This window comes from Chryseobacterium mucoviscidosis (assembly GCF_002177115.1).
GTDB classification, from domain to species: Bacteria; Bacteroidota; Bacteroidia; order Flavobacteriales; family Weeksellaceae; genus Chryseobacterium; species Chryseobacterium mucoviscidosis.
The window spans coordinates 103,371-127,965 of sequence record NZ_MVAG01000147.1 but is presented as its reverse complement, the minus strand read 5'-3'; the positions used below and the strand labels follow the sequence as shown (position 1 = coordinate 127,965).

Sequence of the window (24,595 nt, the reverse complement as noted above, 5' to 3'; positions counted from 1 at the left end):
ATTATTTAAAATTTATAGCTATATCCTAATCTGATAACCTGTGTTTCATAATAATCATCGCTTGTGTAATTGAAGCCAATTCCGTCTATCTTCCTTTTAATAACCATCGTATTCAATAAGTCGGTAGCATTAAAGAAAATCTCGCCTTTACCTTTCTGAACTGATTTCTTCAATCCGCCATCTACTGAAAACCTTGATAGGATTTTTCCTTGCGGTATAATATCAGGTGCTAAATAAACGGCTGTCAGTTGGGCATCCCATCCCTTAGCAAAACGAAAAGTATTGTTCAGTTTCAGGTTGCCCGATATTGCTGATTGCTGGTCAGCCGAAAAGGTGTTGGGTTCAGGGTACAGGTTCTCTGCCGTGAAAGCATTTATCTGGTTCCGGTAAAGATTACCGTTGATGTTAAAGGAATAAACATCAGAAACCTTTTGGTCGAAAATAGCCTCCAAACCAGTATTATAGCTCTTACCTGCATTTTGGAATATGGCATATATCAGTGTACTGCCTGGAACAGTGCTTGAAATTCTCGTGATGGTTCCATCAGCAAAACGATGGTACAATGCGGAATAAAAATAACCGCTGTTCCACGTGTTCTTATAACCTAACTCTATGGAATTGGTAAACTGCGGGCGTAATGCAGGGTTTCCGACTTTGATAATTTCCGCATCATCGTATTTCGGGAAAATACGGATGTCCACTTCATTAGGTCTGTCCACTCTGCGGTTATAGAATACCGAAAGTTTATTGTTGTCGTTCAGCTTATAAGCCAACCTCATATTCGGGAACGGCTGCGTATAGTGGTAGCCATCGCTTTTGTAAGTGCTATGGTTGGGATTAACATCGTACTGTATCTTCACGTGCTCCATACGCAAACCCAATTCAGCTTCCCATTTTTCATTTTCAAAAACATAATTCCCGTAAATCGCTGGTATCAGTTCTTTATAGTTTGCCCAACCTCCGGCATCCATATCCAAAACTGAATTGGCTCCGGGTCTGAACTCCATATTGGTAGGAATGCTTCTGTTACGGAGTTTTATACCTGTTTCAATACGTCCATACTTCAAAGGCTTGATGTAGTCTATATTGAAGTCATATACCTGTTCGTCCGATAGCAGTTTAAAGGCATCTGTTCCTGTGGATGATGGCAGGTAATTGTCGTAAAAATATTGCTCGTCTTCTCTGTGAAAGGTATAGTTGAAACCGATGTTCAGCAAATGACCTGCTTCTTTAAATTTGTGCTGGTAAGCTGCCGTAGCCATTGCCGTGGTCTTTAGTTCATCCTCCAAGAACTGCCAAAGGCGTAACCGCCCGGAAATATCCCCGTTAAAAAATGGCTGGTCGCCACGGTCAATAATCTTCTCACTGCCGTACATTCCCGAAACGGTTAGGGTGTTTTGCTCGTCAATGTTCCAATCTACGCCTGCTTTGGTAGTAAGGAAATTGGTATTCCTGTTCCGCTTCAGTTGGGAATTGATAACAGTTCCATCATCATAGTGCCTTGTTACAAACTCATTTTTATTCAGCGTTTCAGTATATAGGTTATCTGCCTGCAAAAAGATGTTTACCTTATCCTTTCTGTAATTCAGCGATAGCGAGGGATTAATCTTTGGTGTGAATGTATATTGCGGTCTGATAGTGGGTAGGTTTTCTTTCCGTACCCAAAGTGAACCCAATCCCGAAGTCAAACCTACCTTACCATTAAATCCGTTCTGCTTGTTTTTCTTCATTATGATGTTAATGATGCCTGCATTACCGTTGGCATCATACTTTGAAGATGGGTTGTTGATAATCTCTATTTTATCAATGGCAGATGAAGGAATATTGTCAAGCCCAGTTTGGCTGCCAAAACCAGTTAAAGCGGTTTGCTTGCCGTCTATCAGAACCGTAACCTTATCATTACCCCTTAATTGTACTTTACCATCCTGCATCGTAACGCCGGGCAAGTTTTGCATACTTTGTAAAACCGAACCTCCGCTTTGACTGATATTATCGGCAACGGAGTAGGTTTTCTTGTCCAGCTTGCTGCTCACATCGCTTGCCTTTGCGGAAATGGTAACGCCTTCCAAAACCGTTGATGCTTCTTCCAATTCGATGATGGGAATATCCAAAAATGCTGAAAGGCTACCGACAAATAACGGCTGTTCCTTGTTCTTAAATCCCATAAAGGAAACTTCTAAACGATAGTTACCGGGCTTAATATTGGCAATGGAAAACCTGCCTTCATCATTGGTTACCGTTCCGGCTACAAACACACTGTCTTTTTCATTTTTTACGACAACATTTACATAAGGAATAGCTGATTTATCCGCCTTATTTTTTACTATACCGGAAATGGTAACAGACGACACCTGTGCATTGGCTACCGAAGCAGCTATTATGGAAATGAGTACAAAAAACAACCTTATCTTATTCATTATCTTAATCTTTGACCTCTTTTAAAAATTTACCTGCATTGTCAAAAATCAGGTCTTTGCCTTTTACTTCTGCTTCGTAGGTTACAACCCCTTTACTGTCTGTAATTTTTGCCGCTTCTTTGATTTTTTGCCCTGCGTAGTGTTTAGCAACATAGGCTTTGGCATTAGCCGGAAGCTCATCAATTTTGATTTCCACTTCGGTTTCAAGAATTTTGCCCGAAGCATCAATCAATACAGAATAATCGGTTTCTCCTACTTCAAAACCTGCCTCGTAGTTGCCTTTCTCTTTTTCCCATTTCAAACCCTTTGCGTTGGGGTGACTTTTTTGCAGAGCTGATTTTACTGCTGCCGGAACTTCTTTGTCCGAAACTTTTTGTGCATTGGCGAATGACACACTTGCCACTGCTGCCAATAGAAATACTAATTTTTTCATTTTTTTCATTTTTTTCATTTTTTTTAATTGTTGAACACAAAATTCTAATAAGATTTAGAAGAAATTTAGAATGTTATAATTCAAACTTTGTTAATTGTTTTTCTTTGTAGCAATAAAATTCATATACAGGTTCTTTTCTGAATTGAAAGACCTTTTCGATATATATTGTATCATAGTTTGGTTTTAACGCTGTGTATTTTTTATTAAGATGTGGTGGCAGTTCTTTGGCACTTATGGGTCTTTCAATTTCTAAACCGCCATCTATTGTATATTCTAACACGAGGTCTGTGTTTCGCCAGCTTACGATGGCTACATCTTTCCCTTGATTATGAATTGTAGCAAAGGCTATTTTATCCTGTTTAACAATTTTATCGGTTGTTCCCATAAGAAGGGTTATACCAGAAATAACCATTGCTCCGTACCCAATTTTTCTAAACAGGTTTTCGCTTAGATAGGGAAGAATATACTTAACCGTTAAAGAAGAAACAATGGTAGCGGCTGCAATAGCCAACCCCAGCCATAAAGCCATTTGTGAATACAGACCAAGAGAAATGTAAATGACCAGTTTAATGAAATGCAGAAACACCTCATTGGCAGCACGTGTAGCTACTATTTGTTCTTTTGTAAGTCCAAATTTTAGATAAAACCTATTAAACAAAAGCCCAATGGCTCCGGTAATGCCCGATACAAAACCTGCAAGAAACCCAATAATGGCAAGGATATATTTGGGATATGGCTTTTCGGATTGTGCCTCTTCCTTTTTTGACTTGAATAGCTGTGGTACATTTCCGATGAGAAATAAGGCAACGATTAGCTGTAAATAATTTGGGTTGATGTATTTTATCAAATAAGCACCCACTAACACAGCCGGAATGGAAAACGGTACAAACCAGAAAAAAATCTTATAGTTAATGTGCTTCTTAAAGACTACAATCCTGGATGCAGAACTTGTAAATGTTCCTATTGTTAATGAAAATGGGACTACTGATGTCGGTAAAAGTAAATTTAAAATGGGGATAAGAATAAGACTAGCTCCACCGCCACAAATAGCACTCATCCAAAAGGCGAGTATTGTTCCGAGAAACAATAGGGTTATTTTTATTATCATCGTTTTTTCAACTTTTGAAGTGGGCTTTTCTGCTTTTTACTTCAGGGTATAGTTCTGTTCTTAAATACAGTATAGTACCAATCAATAAAATAACTAACGGTAAAAAACTTCTATACTTAAAAAGCCAGTTTCCTTGTTTCTCTAATTCTTCCTGTAATGCCATTGTATATAAATTTTAGTAATACAAAGGACTGGCAGAATTTAGAAGAAATTTAGAACTGGGTCTAAGTTTTACTATTTTGGAAATAGATGTTACCTGCAATCAACAAGAAGATTATTCCAACCATAAAGCCGCCCAATACATCGGTAAACCAATGTGCGCCGAGATACACTCTTGATACAGCTCCCAAAAAAATCATTGCAAGGCATATTAGAATACCACTGATTTTCAAAGGCGGATATTTTTTAATGGTTCGTATCAAAATGAATATTAACGCACCGAAGAACACCGTATAAAACAATACGTGACCGCTCGGAAAACTTTGATAATGGGTTTCTTCAAGAATAGAAACAAAGTCCTTTGTTGGTCGGGGTCTGTTTATCAATGTTTTCAGTACCCACGCAATACCGCCGGATATTAAAGTAGATAGCAGTAGTAAAGCATCTTTTTTACGCTTTAGCAACAAGAAGTATAAAGCACTACAAGCGACCAGCACCGCCGAAACCCTAATCCTGCCAAACCAGCTCACAGCTTTCATAAAGCTGTCAAGAAAACCATTTTGCTTTTCCTGTATTTCTTCTGATATATGTACGTCAATGTAGTGTGGCTTTGTGAACATCACATAGGCAGCCAAAACACTAAACCCTAAAAGGAATATGGAGAAGACTGTCCAAAAAATCTTTTTCTTATACTTGTTTAGAAACGGTAATAATTTCTGCTCTGAAAAAAGTATGAACCGATTGGTTATACTTTTAGTAGTGTACTGTGGCATTATTTCTTAACTTTCATTTTTCCGTTTTTAAACCTTTCGCTTGCAGTTTGGTAATACGAAATGGTTTCAGATACCAATTTTTTGTTTTGATTTCGCACTTCGGTAAGGAACTGGTCTTTTGATGATACGGTAAATTGTTTTACTCTTTTACGGTCGTCAATCTGTGTAAACAGCTTGTCCTGCAATAAGCCCAATGTCCTGTAATTGCCTATAAATGCCCGTTCTTCTCCGGCTTTCATCTGGTTAATGTCCTTACCATATAACGCAGTAGTATAGTTCCAGTTCAGATACCCGAACAGTGTAGGCATTACATCTATCTGCGAAGCCAGCCTGTCTATTTTTTGAGGTTCGTGTGGAAGATTATAGATTATTGCCGGAATATGATGCTTATCAATATTAATTTCCCATTTACCTGCGCTGCTGGCACAATGGTCGGCAACGATAACGAATACGGTGTTCTTAAACCACGGTTTCTGTTGCGCTTCGGCAATGAATTTTCCCAACGCATAATCCGTATATTTTACAGCTGCATTCCTGTTGCCCTGTGGCAAATCTATCTTGCCTTCGGGGAAAGTGTAAGGCTTGTGGTTAGATGTTGTCATCACAAACTGGAAAAAAGGTGTATTGGCATTGTTGCTTTTATCAGCATATTTGATTGCTTGTTTATATAAATCTTCATCACAAATTCCCCAGGCATTTTCAAAACTCACTTCGTTATCTGAAATATTGTACCGATGTGTATCAATTTTATCAGACAATGGATTTCCCCTGTCCCTGTCCACAATATCAAAGCCCTGACCACCAAAAAAGTTATTCATATTATCGAAATAACCGTCGCCGCCATAAATGAAATATGGATGATAGTTCTTTTGTTGCAGTATCGTAGCAATGGAAAAGATATGCTCATTGCCCGGTCTTCTTACAATACTGTTGCCTGGCGTTGGCGGAACGCAAAGCGTGAGTGCTTCCATCCCTCTTACTGTTCTTGTGCCGGTTGCATACAGGTTGGTAAAGAAAATGCTTTGGTTGGCAAGGCTGTCATAATTAGGTGTAAGGTTGTCTTTGTTGCCAAACGCTTTCAGAAAATCCCCGCTAAAGCTCTCGATAGCTATCAGGATGATATTGGGATGGATTTCATTTTCTCCTTTTGTTATCCTGTTGATATTGTCCCATTGTTCGGAAGTGTACTGCTGATTTTCCTGTAAAAGCGTTTTCTTCAATATGGTGTATGCTTCTTTGTCATCTAACTTGGGATAGAAAATATCGTAATCCAGTTCATTAGACCTAAACGCAGCAAAGAATGAAAACACACCGTTCTTGCCCAATTCGTTTACCACCAAATTATTGCTAAAATCAGCTTGCTTGTTTTTCATTACACCCAATAACAGAAAGCCAATCAATAATACTGGAACGGCATACACAGCTCTGATGCGGATAGAACGTTTGTCTGAAAACGTATTTCTTAAAATGCCTTTCTTATGCAGCAGGAAAAACGTACCGACTACCAAAGCCAGTAAAACGGCAATGATAAGCGGTAAGGGATATGACTGGTTGATATTGGACACCACTTCGTATGTGTATATCAGGTAATCAACCGCAATAAAATTGAACCTTACCCCAAACTCGTCCCAAAACGGAAACTCTGCCATCAGACTGAAAAAGATAATGATAAGGACAATGGAAAGATAGAAATAGGTAAAAACCTTATCTGCCAATGAGCCAATCCATCTTTTGGGAAACAGCAAAAGATAAACGGCATATAGCAACAAGAACGATAGCCCTGCACTTATATCAAAAACAAATCCTGTAAGGAATGCCCTTAAAAGAGGAACAAAATTGAAGTCAACATCTTTTGCAGTCCACACAAGGAAAATAATCCTTGTCAGAAATGAGAGATTGACATACAAAAACACTATTGAAAACAATAGCGAAAAGCGGTGGTTAATATACTTTTTCATATACATAGGGGAAATAAATAACAAGGATAATAGTGAATGCTGTCAGGACTGCAAAAGTTACTGCACCCGCAGAAATATCTTTTATAAAGCCAATTTTCTTATGATAATCGGGGTGGATAAAATCACAAAGTTTTTCAACGGCTGTATTCAGACCTTCGATAGATAAAACCAGCCCGATAGATAAAATCTGGAACATCCATTCTGTTTTTGTGATATGGAAGAAAAAGCCGATAATAATCGAAAGGACTGCTAAAGAGAATTGTGTGATAACGGAATGTTCGGTTTTAAGTAATAAATAGGCTCCTGCAAAAGCATACTGGAAGCTCTTTGCTCTGCCTATTAAAAAACCGTCTTTGGGGTTCTTCATTTAACCACTCATTTAAAATTAATGGAGCAAAGTTGAAAATGAATTTAGAAGAAATTTTGAATTGGTTATAGGAAATGAGTGTTTAAGAAAACGGATAAAATTTAGGAGCAGGTTTACTATTGTTGCTGATAGCGTTGCTAAGAAAAAGCCGCTTTCGGGGCTTTGCTTTCTTTTAATGTAAAAGAGGTTTAAAAGGTAACTGAAAAAATATGCTCTCCATTTTCAAAGCTATATGTCACTGGCCAGCCGTGAAGCTTGCATACTTCCTGAACGATGGATAAGCCCAACCCGCTACCGCTATTGTCAGCAGACATCCTCGAAAATCTTTTGAACAACAAATCGGGATTGAGTGCCTGTCCTCCCGAATTTCTAACTTCAAAACCTGATTTTGATAATGCTACTCTTATTGCACCTCCCGGCGAAGTATGCCGGATTGCATTAATGATAAGGTTATTGATTAATACTTCGGTCAATCCGCTATTGCCTTTCAGTTCAACGTCTGGCTGAATATCAGAACCGATACTTATATTTTTCTCTTTAAAATGCTCTTGCAAAGCATCCATACTTTGAACGACCAAAGTATCGAAGTTGATAAGTTCCGAATTATTAAACTGGCTATTTTCAATCTTGGCAAGCAATAGCAGGTTTTTATTGATGCGAGAACTCCTTATCAGGGCTTTGTTCATTTCTTCTGCAATGTGGTATTGCCTTTCGGTAAGGTCATTGCTTTGCAGTAGAATGTCCAGCTTGTTTTTCAGAACCGCTAACGGCGTCTGCAATTCGTGGGAAGCATTTTCCGTAAATTCCTTTTGATTTTTATACGTGGTAATACTATGTTGGAGCAGCTTAACAAGCGTGGCGTTCAATTCAGCAAACTCAATGGTATCGGTTTCCTGAAACTCAATCTGTTTTTGGCTGTTTAATTGGAATGACTTTAATTTCTGTAAAGTATCCTGAAACGGTTGCCATATTTTTTTAGAAAGCCTCCTGTTCAAAATCCAAAAACCAACTATCAAAATCAAGAAAAACAGCAATGTAACCATAGCAATATAAGCAACGGTTTCCTCGGTTTCTTCCACGTTGGTTTCAATCGTCAGTAGATAGTTTTGATTGTTGATTTTAATATTGGTTTTCAGACCACGAAAACGGTCTATCACTTCATCTTTTGAATAAGGATTTTGCCGTCTTATGGTATATCGGCTATCTTCCTCTAAAGGCTTTCCAGTGTATTCTATCTTGCTTACTGGCTGTATCTCGTTCCAGAACTTGATGTTTTCTTCCAGTTTTTCATCGCTGATATTTTGGTCGTTAAATTCGTTCTCGATACGTTGGGCAATAAGGTCATTGTTTTCGTCCAGTTCTTTCAGCCAAATCCAATCTACCAAAAGAAAATACGACGGGATGCTCAATGCAAATACGATAAATGCAAAGATGGTAAGCTGTTTAAGCGACTTCTGTAATAAATTTTTCATCCTTCCCATTTGTAGCCAGTACCGTAAACGGTTTTTATATATTGTTCACATCCTGCATCACTTAGCTTCTTCTTCAGGTTCTTAACGTGTGCATAGACAAAATCGTGGTTGTCGAGCATATCGGCAAAATCTCCTGAAAGATGTTCTGCCAAAGTGCTTTTGGAAAGTACACGGTTCTTATTCCCAATAAAGTAAATCAGCAAATCAAATTCTTTTTTTGTAAGTGCAATAGGTTCACTATTCACTGCAACAGTTTTTGCCAAAAGGTCTATTTCCAATTCGTCCTGCTTAACAATGTTGGAATTATTAAATTGCTTTCTTCGGATAAGGGAATAGATACGAGCTGTCAGTTCCGATAAATGAAAAGGCTTGGTAAGGTAATCATCGGCTCCTATCTGCAATCCTTTTATCTTATCATCTACGGAGTTCTTTGCCGAAATGATAATAACGCCGTCCTGCTTATTTTCTTTTTTCAGTTCCTCTAAGATTTTCAGCCCGTTACCATCCGGCAATGTTATATCCAATAAGATACAGTCATAGTTGAACACATCTATTTTGTTCATTGCTTCCGTAAAGGTGGCAGCAACTTCACACAGATAGTTTTCTTCGGAAAGATATTCCACGATGCTTTTTGCAAGCTCTTTCTCGTCTTCTATTATTAGGATTTTCATTCTTTCGGTACTTTCATTTTACAAATTTACAAATTGAATTTTGAAGAAATTTAGAATGTCCACAGTAGTTACGTTTTATAATTACTCCTGTTGCACCAAATGTTGCAAATCCGGGTCATTCTTGATACGCTCCAATTCCATTTCGATAATCTGTACAATGTCTTGTTTTATCTGACGGTAGTTGCTTTCAATTTGCTGTTTCATTTTATCCTCGCCCTGCTCATCTACAAATGATAAAATTTGCGGTATCTTTTGATAGGCTTTGGTTTCGGAAGCGACCTTTTCATTATCCACCACGATTTCAGCGTGGAAGATTTTTTGCTCAATGCGCTCATCGAAGTTGTCTGATACAGAACCCACGAACATACCTTGTGTAAGCGTTGAAATTTTGGAAGCCGGAATAAGGCTGTCTAACTGTGTGGAGATAGAGGTAGATTTATCGTTGCGGTTAATCGTCATACTTTGGCGTTTCTGCAATACTTTACCGAAGCGTTCCGAAAGGCTTTTTGCCGTTTCGCCAACTACCTGCCCACTGAAAATATTACCTACCGTATTCTGTATAACCTTGCTTTCTTTGTCGCCGTAATCCCTTGTTAATTGCGAAAAATCCTGAAAGCCCAAACAAACGGCTACCTTATTACTTCTCGCAGTTGCGATAAGATTATCCAGCCCTCTGAAGTAAATTGTAGGCAGCTCATCTATTATAACCGAACTCTTTAATTGCCCTTTTTTGTTGATGAGCTTTACAATTCTCGAATTGTATAAACCCAATGCTGCGGAGTAGATATTTTGGCGGTCGGGATTGTTACCTACGCACAAAATTTTAGGTTCTTTGGGATTGTTGATGTCGAGCGTAAAATCATCCCCGGTCATTACCCAATACAATTGCGGGCTAATCATTCTTGACAAAGGAATTTTTGCCGATGCAATCTGTCCCTGTAATTGGTCTTGCGCTCCTGATTGCCAAGCATCCATAAATGGAGATAGATAATTTTCCAAATCGGGATATGAGGTTAAAATAGTAAACACGTCTGCGTATTTCTTATTCAGTAATTCAATGGCGTGTGGGAATGTACAATACTTACCGTCCTCATAGATTTTCAGATACCAAATAATGGCAGCTAATAGGATAATTGGGCTTTCCACGAAAAAATCCCCTTGCTTCTGTATCCAGCTTCGATTGAGGTTAAGCATTATAGTATAAGCCGCTTCATAAGCATCCGAAATGTCCGTCATAAAGTCGGGGTTCAAAGGATTACAACGGTGGCTCTTGCGTGGGTCGTCAAAATTTATCACATAAAATTTCGGCTGAACTTTGTATTTATCCCGATGCTTCAATAAATGGTTGTATGCAATGGTAGATAGGTCGTCAAACTTGAAATCGTAGATGTACATTGAGAAGCCTTTCTCAATCTGCTGCTTGATGTAATTGTTTACGATTGCATAAGATTTTCCTGAACCCGGAGTACCCAACACAATCGAGGCTCGAAAAGGATTGACTATGTTAATCCAGCCATTGTTCCACTTTCCTTTGTAATAAAACTTCGTGGGGAGATTGACAGAATATTCGTTTTCCATTAAACGAGTTTCCTGCTGAAAACTTTCGTTCTCGTTGTTGAATACATCGTCCATCAGGTTGTTGCGCAGCAAACGGCTCATCCAAACTCCGGCTACCATTAAAGCGATATAGCCTGAACCTGTGGTAAGAACATACAGTATTGTAGCGGTGTTTAACGACAGCTTTAGTAAAGGAAAATTCAGGAAAAACAGAATAACGCCAATCGCTAAAGCCACATAGATTTTAGACCAGGTTATCTTTTCGTCTTTAACTCCCTTAGTACCCAAACAGCTCAAAGCCAGCAATACCAAAGCGAATAATTTGGTATATAGGGTGTGTGAGAACAGTCCGGCTGTACGCTGAAAGTTGCCTAATATTTTGTTGATGAGTTCTAACGTCCAGCCACGTTCTATAAAGAAACCGTAGCAGAACCAATAAAGGTGCATCAGTACCAAAAGGATACTCACAGCCCTCATAAAAGCCATTATTTTGGCTAAACCTCTTAAATCGTCTTCTCCCTGCATTATTTTGATTTTTAATGTTCGGGAGGGAATTTATGGGCTATGAAGACTGGCTATAAAAATGTGGCAGGCATTGGCGGTACGTGGCAGTATTTGGCTGATTGTTATCGCTGACCTCTTTGGCGTTTTCTTTTCTTCTTCATTTTATTGGCAAAATCCTGCTCCTCGTAATCTTCGCCCTGTGCTTCGGGAAGCAAGCCGCCCAATGCTTCAATCAAACCGTCTTCGTGTTTTTCCGTATTCAGGAAGTCGAACAAATGATGTGGTTCTTCCGCAGGAAGATCTGCATCATTTGATGTAGATATTTTCGGTTGTAATTCTACTGGCTCTTTAATCTCCGGTTTGATATTATTGTTCCAATAATCATTAAAGGCATTGGCAGAAAGTTCCTTGCTCAAACGTGAACCGTTCCAAACCGCTTTAGAATTGTGGTCTATAAATGTCATTCCATAAATACGCCCTGTATCATTCCTCCGCACCACTACGTTAATTCCCTGCTCCGCTAACTGTTTCTTAAAGCCCAATTCATCAGTTGTTGATTTCAAGGCAATGGTAACGGCTGATTGTAAGGTCTGCTTGGTTGGACTATCTTTTAAATCCGTTTTGCATTTCGCAAAATGCAGCTCCAAAGCCGGAAGCCCTGCATCTTTACCAAACAGCGAAGCCTTGAACGGATGCCCGGCTCTTTCGCCTTTCTCGTTTAAAGGAATGTATAATAAACCCTGCCGTAGCTGCCCCTGTAATTCGCCCTCTACTTTTTCGGTGGTAATATTGAACAGGGAAAGCAAGGCATTGTATTCTCCCAAAGTCTGAAACTTGTAATAATTTGGTAAGTGCCGAACCACCGAAGCGATTTGACTTTTTACATCTCCAGCTTTATAATTTACCGGACGGAAAACCTTGTCGTTCTGCCGATGCTCCTTATCAGTTGCGGGTATCAATCCGTGTTTTCTTTCCAACTCACGGCACACATTCATAGACCGCATTTTCTCGAACTTGTCCGAAATCTTTTTGCCCTCTTCGTCCACGCAAACCGATACGATATGAATATGGCTACGGTCAATATCGGTATGTTTGAAGACTACAAAAGGCTGTTCGCCGTAACCCATTTCCCGCATATACTGTTCTGCCATTTCCCGATATTTTTCATCGCTTACCTTATCATTCGGGTCGGGATTGAGCGAAATATGCAACGTATGTTTTTCTGTATTGCGGTTAGCTATCAGGTAAGGCGCAAAAGACTGGGCTAATTGTGCTACGGAATAATGCCCGTTAGCGGTTTCAATCATCTTATTGGCAAACAAAATTTGTCCGTTTTCATTCTCCACTTTGAGTTGGTTGTATGCCAATGCTCCGTATAAATTTCCACTTCTACCGATTTTTGCTATCATCTCTAAGGCTGTTTTTTCAGGTATTTTGTTTCAAATTCCTCGGTTAGCTGGATGATTTTTTGGCATAGCATCGCCATTTCAGCCGTCTGTTTTTCCAATTTATAGAGGAACGCTGCCGCCTTTTTCTCGGAAAAATGTTTGTACAGCAGCTTTACAACCTGATTATAATTCACGCCTACGGAACGGAACTGGCTATGAAACGAGGTCAACCGCATATAAAAATCAACCGTTCCTTTGTCAATCTTAACCGATTTCATTTCCTTACTGAACAGCAGGGAAATGATAAACTTGGCTTTATTGGGCATTCCCGATGCTTCAAAAAGCGATAAGAGTTTAGCGTTTTCTTCGTCCGTAAGACGGAAAACGTGGCGGTGGATGCTTGGGTCGGTTTTTGGTGTCCGTCCGCCCTTATTCTGTTTGCTGTTACTGTTCTCGTTCATCACAAATCCATTTTTAATCCACACAAAACCTCGACTTCGGAGAGCGTTTTCTGCCCCCTGCAAAGGGCAAGTTGTTTTGAGGCACTAACTCGGTTTCGAGTGCCTCAAAACACAACTTGCCGTGTTCCGGTGAACACAATAATCCGCCCTACGGGACGGATTGAAAGTAACAGGGAAAAACGGCTCGATGCCGTTGCTGTTACCTCCGTTTTGTCAAAAACCTTTTGCATAAATCCGTTAATAAAAATCACAATACAAAGTAAAGCCCTCTTTACGAAAGGATTGTACTGTGCAACAGTGCCAAACACTGCCTTTGAACGCCAAACACTGCCACACATCAATCAACAGGTCAATCATTCGCTTTATTTGCCTTATAGTTTTAGGGCAGGTAGCAAAAAATGTATTTAAACAAGGAAGAAAGTCAGGTTTGCATACAGGTAGTTTGGAATAAAAGCATAAGGTTTTAAAAGTATAAAAGTGTAAAAGCATAAAAGCGGTAAAGCATTTTGCCTTTTGTAAGCCTTACCACTTGCCAAAGAATATACCTGACAAGGCTGTAAGGAAAGAAAAAAACAGTACAGGAAAATACCAAAAAAGTAATGCAGGAATTTGGTAATGAGGGAATATTCAAATACACGAATATTCAAACCTCCAAAACAAGTAAAGAGTGTAACAATAAATTTTTAAATAATGGAAACAAAGCAAAAAACTTTAAAAATCAGCTTCTCCACCCAAAAAGGTGGCGTAGGAAAATCAACAATGACCACCTTGCTGGCAAGTGTGCTACACTACCGGTTAGGTTTTAATGTACTGGTATTGGATTGCGACTTTCCGCAACACAGCCTGACCAATATGCGTGAACGGGATAAGAAGACCTTAATGCAAAATGAGTATCATAAAAGGGCGGCAATGAAGCAGTTTCAAACCATTAACAAAAAGGCGTATCCGATTATCAAAAGCAAAGCTGAATATGCTTTGGAAAAAGCATCCGAATATGAAACCCAATCGGCTATTGCTCCCGATGTCATTTTCTTTGACCTGCCGGGAACCGCTAATACCAAAGGTGTATTGACCACCTTAAAAATGATGGACTTTATCTTTTCGCCCATAACCGCCGACCGCTTAGTGGTGGAAAGTACATTGGGCTTTACCAAAGCCTTTCTTGAACTCCCGAAAACCATTGAGGGTAATAATGAGCAAGAGTTGTGGCTGTTCTGGAACCAAGTGGACGGCAGAGAAAAAACTGGCTTGTATGAGGCTTATCAAAGTGTCATCCGTCAACTCAACCTGCCCATAATGGAAACAAGGATAATGGATAGTAAGCGTTTCCGAAAGGAAACAGACGATACCGAAACTTATGTGTTCAGGTCAAGTTTACTGCCAGCAGAAACACAATTGTTAAAAGCAACGAAAATGGATTTGTTTGTAGAGGAATTTTTAAAAATCACTCATCTATAAAAGCGATAAACTATGAGTACAGATAACAGAAACAACAATTTCAAAAAGCCTGATGTTGATGAGGATTATTTGATGAATATCATCAGTGGCGATGAGCCTGTTGTTCCGCCTCAAAATAATCAGCAGGTGGATGAAATAAAAGAAATCAAGGCGAAGCCCAAAGAAAAAACCCGAAGCAGCTCATCAAAAAAAGCAGACTACGAGGAAACATTTTTGGTCAATCGGTTTCCGTCCGGTCGTAGCGGCAAGGTCGTTTACATACGTCCGGAATACCACGAAAGGTTGCTTCGCATCGTGCAATTGACAAGAGAGGAAAAAACAACGCTCTATTCCTACATTGACAATATCCTTGAACACCACTTCAGGGAATTTGGCGATGATATTACAGATTATTTCAACGAACGTTTTAAACCTATTATATAATGAAGAAAGCCAATAAAAAAAGGAAAAAGGTTGTAACCGGGAATAACTCGACAACAACCTATGGACAGGAATTTCTGCAAGCAACTAAAATGCAGAAAAGAGGAGATAAAAGCATTTATATACGAAAGGAATACCACGAACGGCTATCCCGTATTGCCCAGGTTATCGGGAATGATAAAATACCTTTGTATGCCTACCTCGACAATATTTTGGAACATCATTTTGAATTGTTTGAAAAAGCAATTACAGATGATTACAAAGAAAAGTTTAAACCCCTATTTTAAAATATCTGATTATGAAAAATGCAAAACAAAAATCGAAAAAAGCCTCTCTTACGGCTGAATACAAAACGACGTTTCTTATGCCAACAAATTTTTTGGCTCGGAATGGAAAAACAGTGTATATAAACAAAGAGTTTCATCACAAACTTACCCAACTTGTATTTGTGGTCGGTGGCGGTAAGCTGACACTATCAGATTACTTACACAATCTGCTACAACATCATTTTGATGATTTCGGGGCTGAAATGCGAGAAGTATATAACAATTCTGACAGGCTAAATTTTTAGGCTATGGAAACAGTAATTGTAATATGCCTGCTCATCGTTATTGCTCTGCTTTTGCAGGACAAGATTATCATTAAAAAGCGGTCGGAGCAAAAGCCAAAACAGAAAAAAGTCAATCCGAGCCTGCCCGATATTATGGGGCAGCCTAAACCTGTAACACGACTTTCGCCGCCAAACACTGCCAATGAAAGCCAAATTCAGGAACCGGAGATAAACCCTACTAATTTAGACATAGAATACGACGAAAATGAAGACGTAGGTATTCAAATTCCGCAGGAAGAGCTGGACGAAGTTTTTAGTAATATGCCTGATTTTGAAGAGGAAGAAGAAGAATGGAACAGGTACGGAACATCCGGTGGCGATGACGGTTTTGCCCAAGCGGTTACCTTCGAAGAACTAAGCTCCGTGGGGGTGTTGCTCCAAAAAGAAAAATTGGAAACAGCCCAAAAGGAAACAGCGGTAGCCATAGTTCAAAAATTACAGGGAACCGAATTATTCAGCCTGCTGGAAAATTCCATTGAGGGTGCTTCCCGAAAAATTGCCGAGCTTTTGGACAGCAAACTCTCATCTGAAACGGAAGCCGGTTCTTCCACTTTGCGGAGAAATGATTTAAGTGATTTTGACATTGGGGAGTTTGTGTGAGCAAGCTCCCTTTTGTTAATTGCATTATGATAAGCTATGTTCCAATCTTTCTTTCCATTTTTTCCAGTCTGGCATTAGGCTTTCCTGAAGATCATAGAAGTGCTTGTTATGGTTATGATGTATCAAGTGACAAAGTTCATGTAAAATAACGTACTCAATACTTCCTTTAGGAGCTTTGATCAATTCAGGGTTTAATATAACTTTGCCATCCGGGGTGCAACTTCCCCAGCGTTTTTCCATTTGTCTGATCTGAAAATCTGGTTTTGAAATTTTAAATTTGCTGAATAAAGGAAACGTTTTATCCAGCATTTCCTTGAAATGTACTATGGCTCTTTCTCTATACCACTTATCTAATAGTTCTCTGGCATCTCCTTTTTTACCACAATAGATTATTAAATGACCCCGATAGAGTTTTACATCATTTATACTTTTTGTTTCGATTCGAAGTTTATATTGTCTTCCTAGATAAAGATGAGTTTCTCCATTAACATATAAACGTTGAGGTGTTAATGGCTGATACGATAAAAACTCACGTTGTTGTTTGATTATCCATGGGGCTTTTTTCTTTAAGTAATTTTGTATCTCTATTTTCATTGTATCAAACGGTGCAGCGACTTTTACAGTACAATCAGGGTAAACTTTAATACCAAGAGATTTTCGCTCCTGATAGATAAGACTATATTTAATAACCGTAGAACCAAATGCTATTGATTGAAGTGTTTCAGTCATCATACAAATTTAATCTTCGCTACATTTAGGACATCCTCAACAACCTTATCAATATCGTCAAATGAAAACTCGATATCGTATTTACTTTTTAAATCAAAAATATAATCATCAATATCGATACGTATCTTGCCCTCAATATCAGGTTTACCTTGCCAGTCAACTACCAATTGATCATTTTGTATAACAATAGAACGGATAACATCTTCAATTCCTAAAGATAATTCTGTTGCCACATTCTGTTTTCCACTTAGCGTATCCTTAAAAGTATCTGTTGCTATATTGTAGATAGCGATGCCAATATCATTACCTCTGAGAGAGTCAGGAATGTTGTCTTTCTGCCCATGAAGAAAAGAAGCCTCATACTCGTTTGCCTTTCTTAAAAATTCTGCTTCATCAATTCGCTGCTGATGATATTCTTCAATTGCTTCCCGAATGAGCTTAGAAAGCTTTTTATAGAAAACAGGATCTTCACTCATTTTAATATTTATAGCCCTTATCGTTCTGCTGGCAATATGGTCAGCCTTTGCTGCCTTGCTAGTAAGTTTTTCAACTTCTGCTTCCCGTTGTTCCTTGTCAAAAATATCAACCAATTCTGTAATGCGAAGCACTTCTCCTTCAGTAGTAATATGCTTGTCAATGAGTTTCTGTACCTGCGGTTCGTATTCTTTATAGTCAATATCGTCAGAAAACCTTCTTTTTACAGATATTCTTAAGGCTAGGAAGAATTTTAGATCTGATTTATACTTGTCAATTTGCTTTTCTGGTGTAGAATTAGAGAAGTCAATACTTGATAATGCTAATTTTAGCAAACGGGCAAAGACAGAAACTTTCTCATAAAATTGATGCCGTATTGCCTCATCACTCAATAATTCCTCATAAGCTGGTTCATCATATTTGTTTTTAATCGTTTTAAAAATGTCCCAGACTTCTGAATGAGCTTGAGGTAATTTTTTAATTTCTTCTCCTATATTGGTCCAGCTTCCAACTAAATCTCCCTCATCGAACATGTTATCTCCCGAATATGTCTGTATTGCATTATCGAGATTTTCAAGATTGCCAAAGTAATCGATGATATATCCATAATCCTTTCCAGGATAAACACGATTTACTCGGGCAATAGCTTGTAACAACGTGTGCTCTTTCAATTGTCGGGTTAAGTAGAGGACGATATTTCTAGGGGCATCAAATCCAGTTAATAGTTTATCCACTACTATAATAAGTTCCGGGATGTCTTGCCTTTTAAATGCACCGATTACTGATTTTTCATACTTATCCTGTGTCCCGTACTTATCCATACGGGCATTCCAGAATTTTTTCACCTTGTCATCAGATACATCAAAAGCATCTTCTTCGCCTTCCCGGGTGTCGGGAGCTGACATAATTACTTCTGAAGTTACTTTTCCTATTTCATCTAAATACTCTTTGTACTTAATAGCTGTCGCTTTATTAGGAGTAACCAATTGCCCTTTGAAACCCGTACCCTGAAAATTATCGACAAAATGTTCAGTAATATCCCAAGCTCTTGCATATATGATCTGGTCAGCTTTGTTAAGAATATTTTTAGAACTATATTTTCTTTTCAAAGCTGCTTTTCCATACGGAGTTAGTGGCTCGGACACTTTGTCGAAATAGTTGTCAAGCGGCTTTTCGTTAACCTCAATCAAATTATGCCGTCCTTCATATAGCAATGGAATGACTGCACCGTCTTCAACAGCATCTGTAATGGAATATACATCAATAATGCCACCAAATTTATTTGCAGTGCTTTTCTCTTTCCTCATCAAAGGTGTACCTGTAAATGCGATAAAACAGGCATTCGGAAACACTTTTTGCATTTTCACATTGAAGGAGCCGTACTGGGAGCGATGACCTTCGTCTATTAAAATATAGATTTCGGGAGACTCGAATCCATCTTTAGCTTGATTTATCGCAGCTTCAAATTTGTGAATGAGTGTGGTTATAACAGCATCATCCGGGCTTCGTACAAGCTCCACCAGATGTTTTCCGGTCTGTGCATTTTCTACCGGGACATGACATTTCCTAAACGTTTCCGTAATTTGGTCATCAAGATCAATTCGGTCGGTTACTAAAAGTATCTTTGGATTTTTTATTTGAGGATGCGAAGCAATTAACTGGGCAAGCATCACCATCGTTAAAGATTTTCCACTTCCTTGTGTGTGCCAGATTACACCGCCTTCGTGTCTGCCTTTGACATCTGTTTTTAGGATTTTTGACAAGGTATTTTTAATAGCAAAATACTGTTGATAACGGGCTACTTTCTTTATCCCATCATCATATAATATGAAATTATAAATGATTTCCAATAACCTTTGAGGATGGCAGAAGCTAAAGAGTAATTTATCCTGAATAGTTACAACCTGCTCAGCTTGCTCTAAATTTTCAAAATAATGCCATACATTTTTAAATCGCTCTTTAAACAGCAAAGTACGATCACCCTTAGGAAGAGGACTATGTTTTATTTTCCCAATTTCATTTTCCCACAAACGTTCTTCCTCTTTAGTCCGAAAAATCTCTTTCCAAACACCCCAAAACTCTTTACTGGTTGCGGTAGTGCCATACTTTGCCTCATTACATGCAAGAGCAATGGTAAGATTTGAATATAAGTATAAACTACGAATACCATTCTCCTGCTGGTTTCTCAAATGCTGTTCAATGGCCTTTTCTACAGGATCTTTAATTTTAGGGGATTTGCATTCTATTATCACCATTGGAATACCATTGATAAACAAAACAATGTCCGGGCGATAATGGTCTGTACGATCTGAGCGCAGTACGCTGTATTCTTCTGAAATATGATACACATTATTCTCCAGATTATTCCAGTCGATGTACTTAAAAGAGAAACTCTTCTTATCTCCTAAAACAGTCTGGTCAAAACTCTTACCTAAAGTAATGAGTTCATAATAGGCTTTATTAGCTGCCAGGAAACCGTCTTGGACAGGCAAATCACGTATAGCGAGTATCGCGTTGTTGATGTTGGATTCAGAAAAAGCGAATTCCTTTTGCTTGTATTCAATCTTGTTTATTTTTCCTAATTGCACTTTCAAAATACCTTCCAGCAAAACATTTGAACTTCTACCTCCACGAGCTACCAAAGCTTCATCAGGAGACAGGTATTTCCAGCCCATATTCATCAGCAGTTTCAATGCTGGAATCTGGGAGATATGATCTTCTTTAAATGAAGGTGTGTCCATAATTATTTCTTAATTAGCATTTTCAACTACCCAGGAGATAAATCCGTTACGTAATTTCTCCATTTCCTTTCTATTTAAGTTCTTCTTAGTAAAGTCACTTACTTTTGTAATATTTCCTGAAATGTTATTCTTTTTTGTTGCATGTAGATTAAAAACATCACCTGCTTTAGCTTCTATTTCAAATTGGTATAAATATTTTTTCCCTATTCCAACTAATTCTGATGCAGCATCTGTCGTCCAATAACCTGGAAAGTGAAGTTTCTCTAACTTTCTTCTCATTTCAAGCGCTGAAGAATACCGTTGTCCGGGATCTATATTTAATGATTTATTAATTATAGTTTTTAATCTTGAAGGTACAAATGGTTGATAATTTCCGATATTAGGAATTTTGCCTTTAGCTTTTTCACTTTCATAAGCTGTTGGGCCTAACGCATGAAATTCATTTTTTAAATGAGTTATACCATTCAACAAGCGATAAGCCGTACAACCAACCTGATATATATCAGAATGAATACTAATCATCGGGGTTCCTCCGGCAGTCTCTGGTGCACGGTGAACTTTATATGAGTTTTTAGGTGTAATAGGAGTTATACTTGGAGAAAAACCTGCAATACCATAATCCGCTAATATAGCATTGTGCTGGTCATCGACTAAAATATTACCGGGCTTAATGTCATTATGATAAAAACCACTGTTGTGTAAGTATTCTAATCCGAATAAAATATCTTGTAACACTTTTAATGCCTGTGGTAAAGGCAAAAAATTATGAGCATTCAATTGATTCGTAATCGCTCCATTTTTATAATACTCTTGTGAAATAAGTGTATATATCGTGCCTCCAACAGTAGCTACATCAGCATAATGAATGGGCAAAAGGTTTTTGTGATTAAACTTATTACCAATTCTTGCCTCATCTAATAATTTAGCGATAGGTTCAAATGATGGTTCCAGAATTTTTAAGGCAACTTCCTTATTGATAGAATTATCATTAGCATGCCAAACTTCACCAAAGTTACCGCCCAACTTTTTGATAAGAGTAAATTTGTAAATATTATCTCCAACGTTAAAACTCATTATAGTAAATTTTTTATTGCGGCTGCAATGGCATCTGCCATTTGTACATCCCAGTTGGTTTTGGATTTAGTAACCTTTGATTCAATAAAGGAAACGACCTCTTTACTTTTTGTACCTAATGAATTATAGGCATGTGAAGAAAAAGAGGTGTTATTTTCAATTGCTATCATAGTTGCCAAACAATCCAGAAACATCACAGGCTTCACACTACTGTATCTTGTAGGTACGTTCTCATTTTGCTTAATAGCCATATGGTCGAAGGGACCATATTTGTCAAAAATTCTTTTATATTCACTTTTCACCCATTGATACGTTTCAGCCTCTGTTTTAAGCGATTTAGGCATATCAATTTTGTTTTCATTATCATGATTACTAAAAGTAAATGTAGTCTTATCCCCATCTATTATACAGAACCTAATTTTAGAAGGAGCATTTCTAATCCCAAGTATTTTCATAATTTTATTCTCTTTTTTCCGGTTAACAACTGCTGCATCAAACCCTTCTTTTGAAGTTTGATAGCTTCTATTTTCTGTTTTTGAAGTTCGATTTCTTTATCAGCTGCATTTAGTAGTCGGACTATTTTCTTTTGCTCTTCGATCGGAGGAACTGGAATCTTAAGCTTTAAAAACTCAGACTGCCCCAAAGTCTTGTTTCGCCCTGCACCACCAGGAGAAGCCAGTTCCAACAAATTCTTCCCTTTTGCAGACTTGAAGAAGTACAACAGGTAATCCAAATCTAAAACGCCTTCTTTAGGTTTATACATGGGGAAGCGATGAGAAGCAATCATTCCGACTTCTGCTTCTGTAGTTTTAGCGACAGCTTGCTCCCATGCAAAAACAATGTTGACTACGAAGCAATCGGGCTCTATCCAAAACACAGATTTATTACCCAAACTCTTTCCTGTTACAGGTTCCTTATGAAATATCCCCTTAGCGTGAGACCTTATGCCGATTTCTTGGTAAATAGCTTCATTTTCAGGGGTAAATCCTCTCTTAATTTTATCTACGAGTGAATTTATCGGAAAATATTTAACACCTGAACTACTCCCTAGGTGATAGATAAATAGCTGTCCTATATGTTTTCTATGTTCGCTTAAACTCTCTAGTAGCTTTAAATTTAATTGAAGTGCTTGATCCCATTTAATTAGTACTTCACTGATTTCCTTTTGCTCTCTTAATGGCGGTAATAATGCAACAACATTCTCTATCGAGTTTTTTGAAATCGTATATCTTGTCGACCCTGTTGCTAATTTTGTCAATCGTCGTAAAACATCAGGAGAATTAAATACATATCCTCTAAACTTATGGTCTATTAAACTCTGGTCAAAAAGTCGATATCTTACTAAATGGTAGCTATAAAGAGTATTTGGTAAATCCTCTAAGACAGTTGCAGAATGTCCAATATCTTCAGGAGTTTCAGATGAAGGTGTAAATAATATATCTCCTTTTATGATATCAAAACTTAACTTTTCTCTGTGCGAAGCTGACGTAATTGAGAGTTTAGTATTTGAATCAATAAAATGGTTTTTATAAACATCCATATAATTTATTAATGAAACCGTATCTTCACCATCCTCAATAACTTTATCAACACTACTTGTTTTAATAATCCCGTGATCTCCTAAGCGAATTTGGCTCCATCCTTTAGGTATAGTTATCTCTGTCATTTCTAATCAATATTTACAAAAAATTCAGCACTACGGGCTACGCAGACACCATTCTTAACAATAAAACACTCAACCCAATGCAATCCACTGTAGGAAGAGTATTCCTTTTGGTTTAAGCCGCCCTTACCGGCTGTTTGTGAGTGGAAAATTCCTCCCCGCAAACTACCCGCTCTAGCTGCTTCATCACCAGTATTTACAACCTGCCAGTACACATCAAAAGGCTTCGGAACATTTGTTGAAGCAACAAAATAGATGTTGCAGTTTTTCGGAATCTGTGAGCGATTTGTGATAGTAACATGCTTACCATAATGGTTTTTATAATGCCCATGTACCTCAACGTTAAATTGCAATTGTTGCAACCAGCTCGGGCGTTGGCGATGACTTACACTTAACAATGCAGGTGAGTAATTTACAGGCTGGTAGCTTTCATTTATTAAATTACTATAACCAACTTTTCTAATTGCTTCGTTTACCGCTCTTGTACCTAGTAGTTCTTTCAGATACCTATACGCTGTTGTTAAATCCATGGTACGGATTTGAGCAAAATCTGCTTTCGCTTTTTCATACCAATTGAAAAATGACTTTTCTCTTTCTGGATCTTCGAGCCATCTGTCTGCAAAATTCTCTTTAGGATTTACTGGATTCGAAATCCACCATATTTCCTTTCCGTGCTCAGCACTATATTTCTTGTAGATATATTGTGTATTGAGAAAATTTTCTAAAACGTTGGTTAGAGCTTGAATTAAGTCAGTCTCTTTGTTATAAGCATAAGCAGCCAATGTCGTGATTATGCAAGATATGGGTCTGGTTTCGTTTGAACCAAACATTATATCTCTATGTCGTTTCAAAATCTGAACTACTCTAACAAGAGTCTCTTTATCTGTTTGGTATTCAGGGAGAGGCTCTACTGCTTCATTTAGAACGACTGATTTATAAAATGATGTGTTAGCTCTTTCTTTAAACCATGCGGCATACCCAAAGGGATTGCTTTTCATCCAATTGGATGAATTTGTTTCAGTCTTGTAATTCTTCCATCGTTTATCGGTAATTCGTATAGCCAGCTCCTCGATTTGGTCAGGTCGCAGACTATTAAATGATTTTTCCATGAGATTAACCACACCAACATTTACGACTGCAGGCAATATATCCATATGGAATTTTGCCACTTCATGGTAAACAAGCGTCCAGCATCTATTCCCTTCTTCATCAAGCATTCTTTCATAATCAGCATTAGTTATTAGCTGATCTTTTACCGCATACTTCAAATCGTATTGTGTCCACCAAGAGTTCTTTCCCTTTAGACGACAAACCACATCTACGTCAAGTTCATCATCCTCAATTAAAGGACGTATCATTGTGCCCAAAAGAAATGATCCTTGCGGTTTTATATCAGGCATATATCTGCTTAATGCAGATCCTTCTTGTGATAAATGGTTGGAAACAGCTGTGTACCTGTTGACAACTTCTTTATACTGTGCTTCTGTTATATCTAAGGCTATGCCTACGTTTTCGAGAAGGTAACTTATGCTGGGTGTAGTAGTATTAAACATAGGCA

Annotated in this window: 23 protein-coding genes; 5 read left to right on the top strand and 18 right to left on the bottom strand. The window is 38.1% G+C overall.

Features of this window, described 5'->3' with window-relative positions; genetic code table 11:
* Positions 1 to 5: 5 nt before the first annotated feature.
* The 12 genes from B0E34_RS18470 to mobA form a co-directional block, all read right to left on the bottom strand.
* Positions 6 to 2,417, bottom strand: coding sequence for a TonB-dependent receptor (locus tag B0E34_RS18470; RefSeq protein ID WP_087711862.1), 2,412 nt, complete (start codon positions 2,415 to 2,417; stop codon positions 6 to 8).
* 4 nt (positions 2,418 to 2,421) lie between these two features.
* On the bottom strand, positions 2,422 to 2,850 hold the full coding sequence (locus tag B0E34_RS18465) for a PepSY-like domain-containing protein (RefSeq protein WP_165763023.1): 429 nt from the start codon (positions 2,848 to 2,850) through the stop codon (positions 2,422 to 2,424).
* Between the two features lie 73 nt (positions 2,851 to 2,923).
* The gene (locus tag B0E34_RS18460) at positions 2,924 to 3,937 is read right to left on the bottom strand and encodes a sulfite exporter TauE/SafE family protein (protein ID WP_228423104.1); all 1,014 of its coding nucleotides are present in this window, start codon (positions 3,935 to 3,937) and stop codon (positions 2,924 to 2,926) included.
* A gap of 28 nt (positions 3,938 to 3,965) precedes the next feature.
* A complete protein-coding gene (locus tag B0E34_RS21445; protein WP_161987584.1) occupies positions 3,966 to 4,121 on the bottom strand; it encodes a hypothetical protein in 156 nt (51 codons plus the stop codon).
* Between the two features lie 61 nt (positions 4,122 to 4,182).
* Complete coding sequence (locus tag B0E34_RS18455; RefSeq protein WP_087711857.1) at positions 4,183 to 4,890, bottom strand: phosphatase PAP2 family protein; 708 nt, start codon at positions 4,888 to 4,890, stop codon at positions 4,183 to 4,185.
* On the bottom strand, positions 4,890 to 6,803 hold the full coding sequence (locus B0E34_RS18450) for an LTA synthase family protein (RefSeq protein ID WP_228423108.1): 1,914 nt from the start codon (positions 6,801 to 6,803) through the stop codon (positions 4,890 to 4,892). The genes B0E34_RS18455 and B0E34_RS18450 overlap by 1 nt, the downstream gene beginning before the upstream one ends.
* 28 nt (positions 6,804 to 6,831) lie before the next feature.
* Positions 6,832 to 7,215: a diacylglycerol kinase family protein gene (locus B0E34_RS18445; RefSeq protein ID WP_087711855.1), complete on the bottom strand. Its 384-nt coding sequence runs from the start codon at positions 7,213 to 7,215 to the stop codon at positions 6,832 to 6,834.
* A gap of 188 nt (positions 7,216 to 7,403) precedes the next feature.
* Complete coding sequence (porY, locus tag B0E34_RS18440; RefSeq protein ID WP_087711853.1) at positions 7,404 to 8,687, bottom strand: sensor histidine kinase; 1,284 nt, start codon at positions 8,685 to 8,687, stop codon at positions 7,404 to 7,406.
* Positions 8,684 to 9,358: a response regulator transcription factor gene (locus B0E34_RS18435; RefSeq protein ID WP_087711851.1), complete on the bottom strand. Its 675-nt coding sequence runs from the start codon at positions 9,356 to 9,358 to the stop codon at positions 8,684 to 8,686. Before B0E34_RS18435 ends, porY begins: the two co-directional genes overlap by 4 nt.
* 81 nt (positions 9,359 to 9,439) lie before the next feature.
* Complete coding sequence (mobC, locus tag B0E34_RS18430) at positions 9,440 to 11,440, bottom strand: conjugal transfer protein MobC (RefSeq protein ID WP_087711849.1); 2,001 nt, start codon at positions 11,438 to 11,440, stop codon at positions 9,440 to 9,442.
* A 101-nt stretch (positions 11,441 to 11,541) separates the two neighbouring features.
* On the bottom strand, positions 11,542 to 12,828 hold the full coding sequence (mobB, locus tag B0E34_RS18425; RefSeq protein WP_087711848.1) for a conjugal transfer protein MobB: 1,287 nt from the start codon (positions 12,826 to 12,828) through the stop codon (positions 11,542 to 11,544).
* A gap of 2 nt (positions 12,829 to 12,830) precedes the next feature.
* Positions 12,831 to 13,268, bottom strand: coding sequence for a conjugal transfer protein MobA (gene mobA / locus B0E34_RS18420; protein ID WP_087712000.1), 438 nt, complete (start codon positions 13,266 to 13,268; stop codon positions 12,831 to 12,833).
* Between the two features lie 690 nt (positions 13,269 to 13,958).
* Between mobA and B0E34_RS18415 the strand changes: the two genes are divergently transcribed.
* The 5 genes from B0E34_RS18415 to B0E34_RS18395 are packed head-to-tail and all read left to right on the top strand — an operon-like array spanning position 13,959 to position 16,356.
* Entirely contained in the window at positions 13,959 to 14,726 is a 768-nt protein-coding gene (locus B0E34_RS18415; RefSeq protein ID WP_068944904.1) for a ParA family protein, read from the top strand.
* Between the two features lie 12 nt (positions 14,727 to 14,738).
* Positions 14,739 to 15,149 (top strand): DUF3408 domain-containing protein, encoded by a 411-nt coding sequence (locus B0E34_RS18410; RefSeq protein WP_068944903.1) that lies wholly within the window; start codon positions 14,739 to 14,741, stop codon positions 15,147 to 15,149.
* Positions 15,149 to 15,433: a DUF3408 domain-containing protein gene (locus B0E34_RS18405; RefSeq protein WP_068944902.1), complete on the top strand. Its 285-nt coding sequence runs from the start codon at positions 15,149 to 15,151 to the stop codon at positions 15,431 to 15,433. Before B0E34_RS18410 ends, B0E34_RS18405 begins: the two co-directional genes overlap by 1 nt.
* A gap of 11 nt (positions 15,434 to 15,444) precedes the next feature.
* Positions 15,445 to 15,717 carry a DUF3408 domain-containing protein gene (locus B0E34_RS18400; RefSeq protein WP_082811294.1) on the top strand — a complete coding sequence of 91 codons (273 nt, stop codon included), beginning with the start codon at positions 15,445 to 15,447 and terminating at the stop codon, positions 15,715 to 15,717.
* 3 nt (positions 15,718 to 15,720) lie between these two features.
* Entirely contained in the window at positions 15,721 to 16,356 is a 636-nt protein-coding gene (locus tag B0E34_RS18395; protein ID WP_068944900.1) for a conjugal transfer protein TraD, read from the top strand.
* A 24-nt stretch (positions 16,357 to 16,380) separates the two neighbouring features.
* Here the strand turns inward: B0E34_RS18395 and B0E34_RS18390 are convergent, their stop codons facing one another.
* The 6 genes from B0E34_RS18390 to B0E34_RS18365 are packed head-to-tail and all read right to left on the bottom strand — an operon-like array spanning position 16,381 to position 24,590.
* Positions 16,381 to 17,085, bottom strand: coding sequence for a M48 family metallopeptidase (locus tag B0E34_RS18390; RefSeq protein ID WP_068944899.1), 705 nt, complete (start codon positions 17,083 to 17,085; stop codon positions 16,381 to 16,383).
* Complete coding sequence (locus tag B0E34_RS18385; protein ID WP_087711846.1) at positions 17,085 to 20,300, bottom strand: type I restriction endonuclease subunit R; 3,216 nt, start codon at positions 20,298 to 20,300, stop codon at positions 17,085 to 17,087. Before B0E34_RS18385 ends, B0E34_RS18390 begins: the two co-directional genes overlap by 1 nt.
* 9 nt (positions 20,301 to 20,309) lie before the next feature.
* A complete protein-coding gene (locus B0E34_RS18380) occupies positions 20,310 to 21,374 on the bottom strand; it encodes a serine/threonine-protein kinase (RefSeq protein WP_087711845.1) in 1,065 nt (354 codons plus the stop codon).
* Positions 21,374 to 21,829 (bottom strand): hypothetical protein, encoded by a 456-nt coding sequence (locus tag B0E34_RS18375; RefSeq protein WP_087711843.1) that lies wholly within the window; start codon positions 21,827 to 21,829, stop codon positions 21,374 to 21,376. Before B0E34_RS18375 ends, B0E34_RS18380 begins: the two co-directional genes overlap by 1 nt.
* Positions 21,826 to 23,040: a restriction endonuclease subunit S gene (locus tag B0E34_RS18370; RefSeq protein ID WP_087711841.1), complete on the bottom strand. Its 1,215-nt coding sequence runs from the start codon at positions 23,038 to 23,040 to the stop codon at positions 21,826 to 21,828. Before B0E34_RS18370 ends, B0E34_RS18375 begins: the two co-directional genes overlap by 4 nt.
* A gap of 2 nt (positions 23,041 to 23,042) precedes the next feature.
* Positions 23,043 to 24,590 carry a nucleotide-binding domain-containing protein gene (locus tag B0E34_RS18365; protein WP_123956703.1) on the bottom strand — a complete coding sequence of 516 codons (1,548 nt, stop codon included), beginning with the start codon at positions 24,588 to 24,590 and terminating at the stop codon, positions 23,043 to 23,045.
* Positions 24,591 to 24,595 lie beyond the last annotated feature (5 nt).

Coding starts and splice junctions, on each gene's coding strand:
- B0E34_RS18470 (WP_087711862.1), bottom strand. CDS start 2,417: ATGAATAAGATAAGGTTGTTTTTTGTACTCATTTCCATAATAGCTGCT.
- B0E34_RS18405 (WP_068944902.1), top strand. CDS start 15,149: ATGAAGAAAGCCAATAAAAAAAGGAAAAAGGTTGTAACCGGGAATAAC.
- B0E34_RS18375 (WP_087711843.1), bottom strand. CDS start 21,829: ATGAAAATACTTGGGATTAGAAATGCTCCTTCTAAAATTAGGTTCTGT.
- B0E34_RS18385 (WP_087711846.1), bottom strand. CDS start 20,300: ATGGACACACCTTCATTTAAAGAAGATCATATCTCCCAGATTCCAGCA.
- B0E34_RS18365 (WP_123956703.1), bottom strand. CDS start 24,590: ATGTTTAATACTACTACACCCAGCATAAGTTACCTTCTCGAAAACGTA.
- B0E34_RS18415 (WP_068944904.1), top strand. CDS start 13,959: ATGGAAACAAAGCAAAAAACTTTAAAAATCAGCTTCTCCACCCAAAAA.
- B0E34_RS18465 (WP_165763023.1), bottom strand. CDS start 2,850: ATGAAAAAATTAGTATTTCTATTGGCAGCAGTGGCAAGTGTGTCATTC.
- B0E34_RS18435 (WP_087711851.1), bottom strand. CDS start 9,358: ATGAAAATCCTAATAATAGAAGACGAGAAAGAGCTTGCAAAAAGCATC.
- B0E34_RS18445 (WP_087711855.1), bottom strand. CDS start 7,215: ATGAAGAACCCCAAAGACGGTTTTTTAATAGGCAGAGCAAAGAGCTTC.
- B0E34_RS21445 (WP_161987584.1), bottom strand. CDS start 4,121: ATGGCATTACAGGAAGAATTAGAGAAACAAGGAAACTGGCTTTTTAAG.
- mobC (WP_087711849.1), bottom strand. CDS start 11,440: ATGCAGGGAGAAGACGATTTAAGAGGTTTAGCCAAAATAATGGCTTTT.
- B0E34_RS18455 (WP_087711857.1), bottom strand. CDS start 4,890: ATGCCACAGTACACTACTAAAAGTATAACCAATCGGTTCATACTTTTT.
- mobB (WP_087711848.1), bottom strand. CDS start 12,828: ATGATAGCAAAAATCGGTAGAAGTGGAAATTTATACGGAGCATTGGCA.
- B0E34_RS18395 (WP_068944900.1), top strand. CDS start 15,721: ATGGAAACAGTAATTGTAATATGCCTGCTCATCGTTATTGCTCTGCTT.
- B0E34_RS18390 (WP_068944899.1), bottom strand. CDS start 17,085: ATGACTGAAACACTTCAATCAATAGCATTTGGTTCTACGGTTATTAAA.
- B0E34_RS18380 (WP_087711845.1), bottom strand. CDS start 21,374: ATGAGTTTTAACGTTGGAGATAATATTTACAAATTTACTCTTATCAAA.
- B0E34_RS18400 (WP_082811294.1), top strand. CDS start 15,445: ATGAAAAATGCAAAACAAAAATCGAAAAAAGCCTCTCTTACGGCTGAA.
- porY (WP_087711853.1), bottom strand. CDS start 8,687: ATGAAAAATTTATTACAGAAGTCGCTTAAACAGCTTACCATCTTTGCA.
- mobA (WP_087712000.1), bottom strand. CDS start 13,268: ATGAACGAGAACAGTAACAGCAAACAGAATAAGGGCGGACGGACACCA.
- B0E34_RS18370 (WP_087711841.1), bottom strand. CDS start 23,040: ATGACAGAGATAACTATACCTAAAGGATGGAGCCAAATTCGCTTAGGA.
- B0E34_RS18410 (WP_068944903.1), top strand. CDS start 14,739: ATGAGTACAGATAACAGAAACAACAATTTCAAAAAGCCTGATGTTGAT.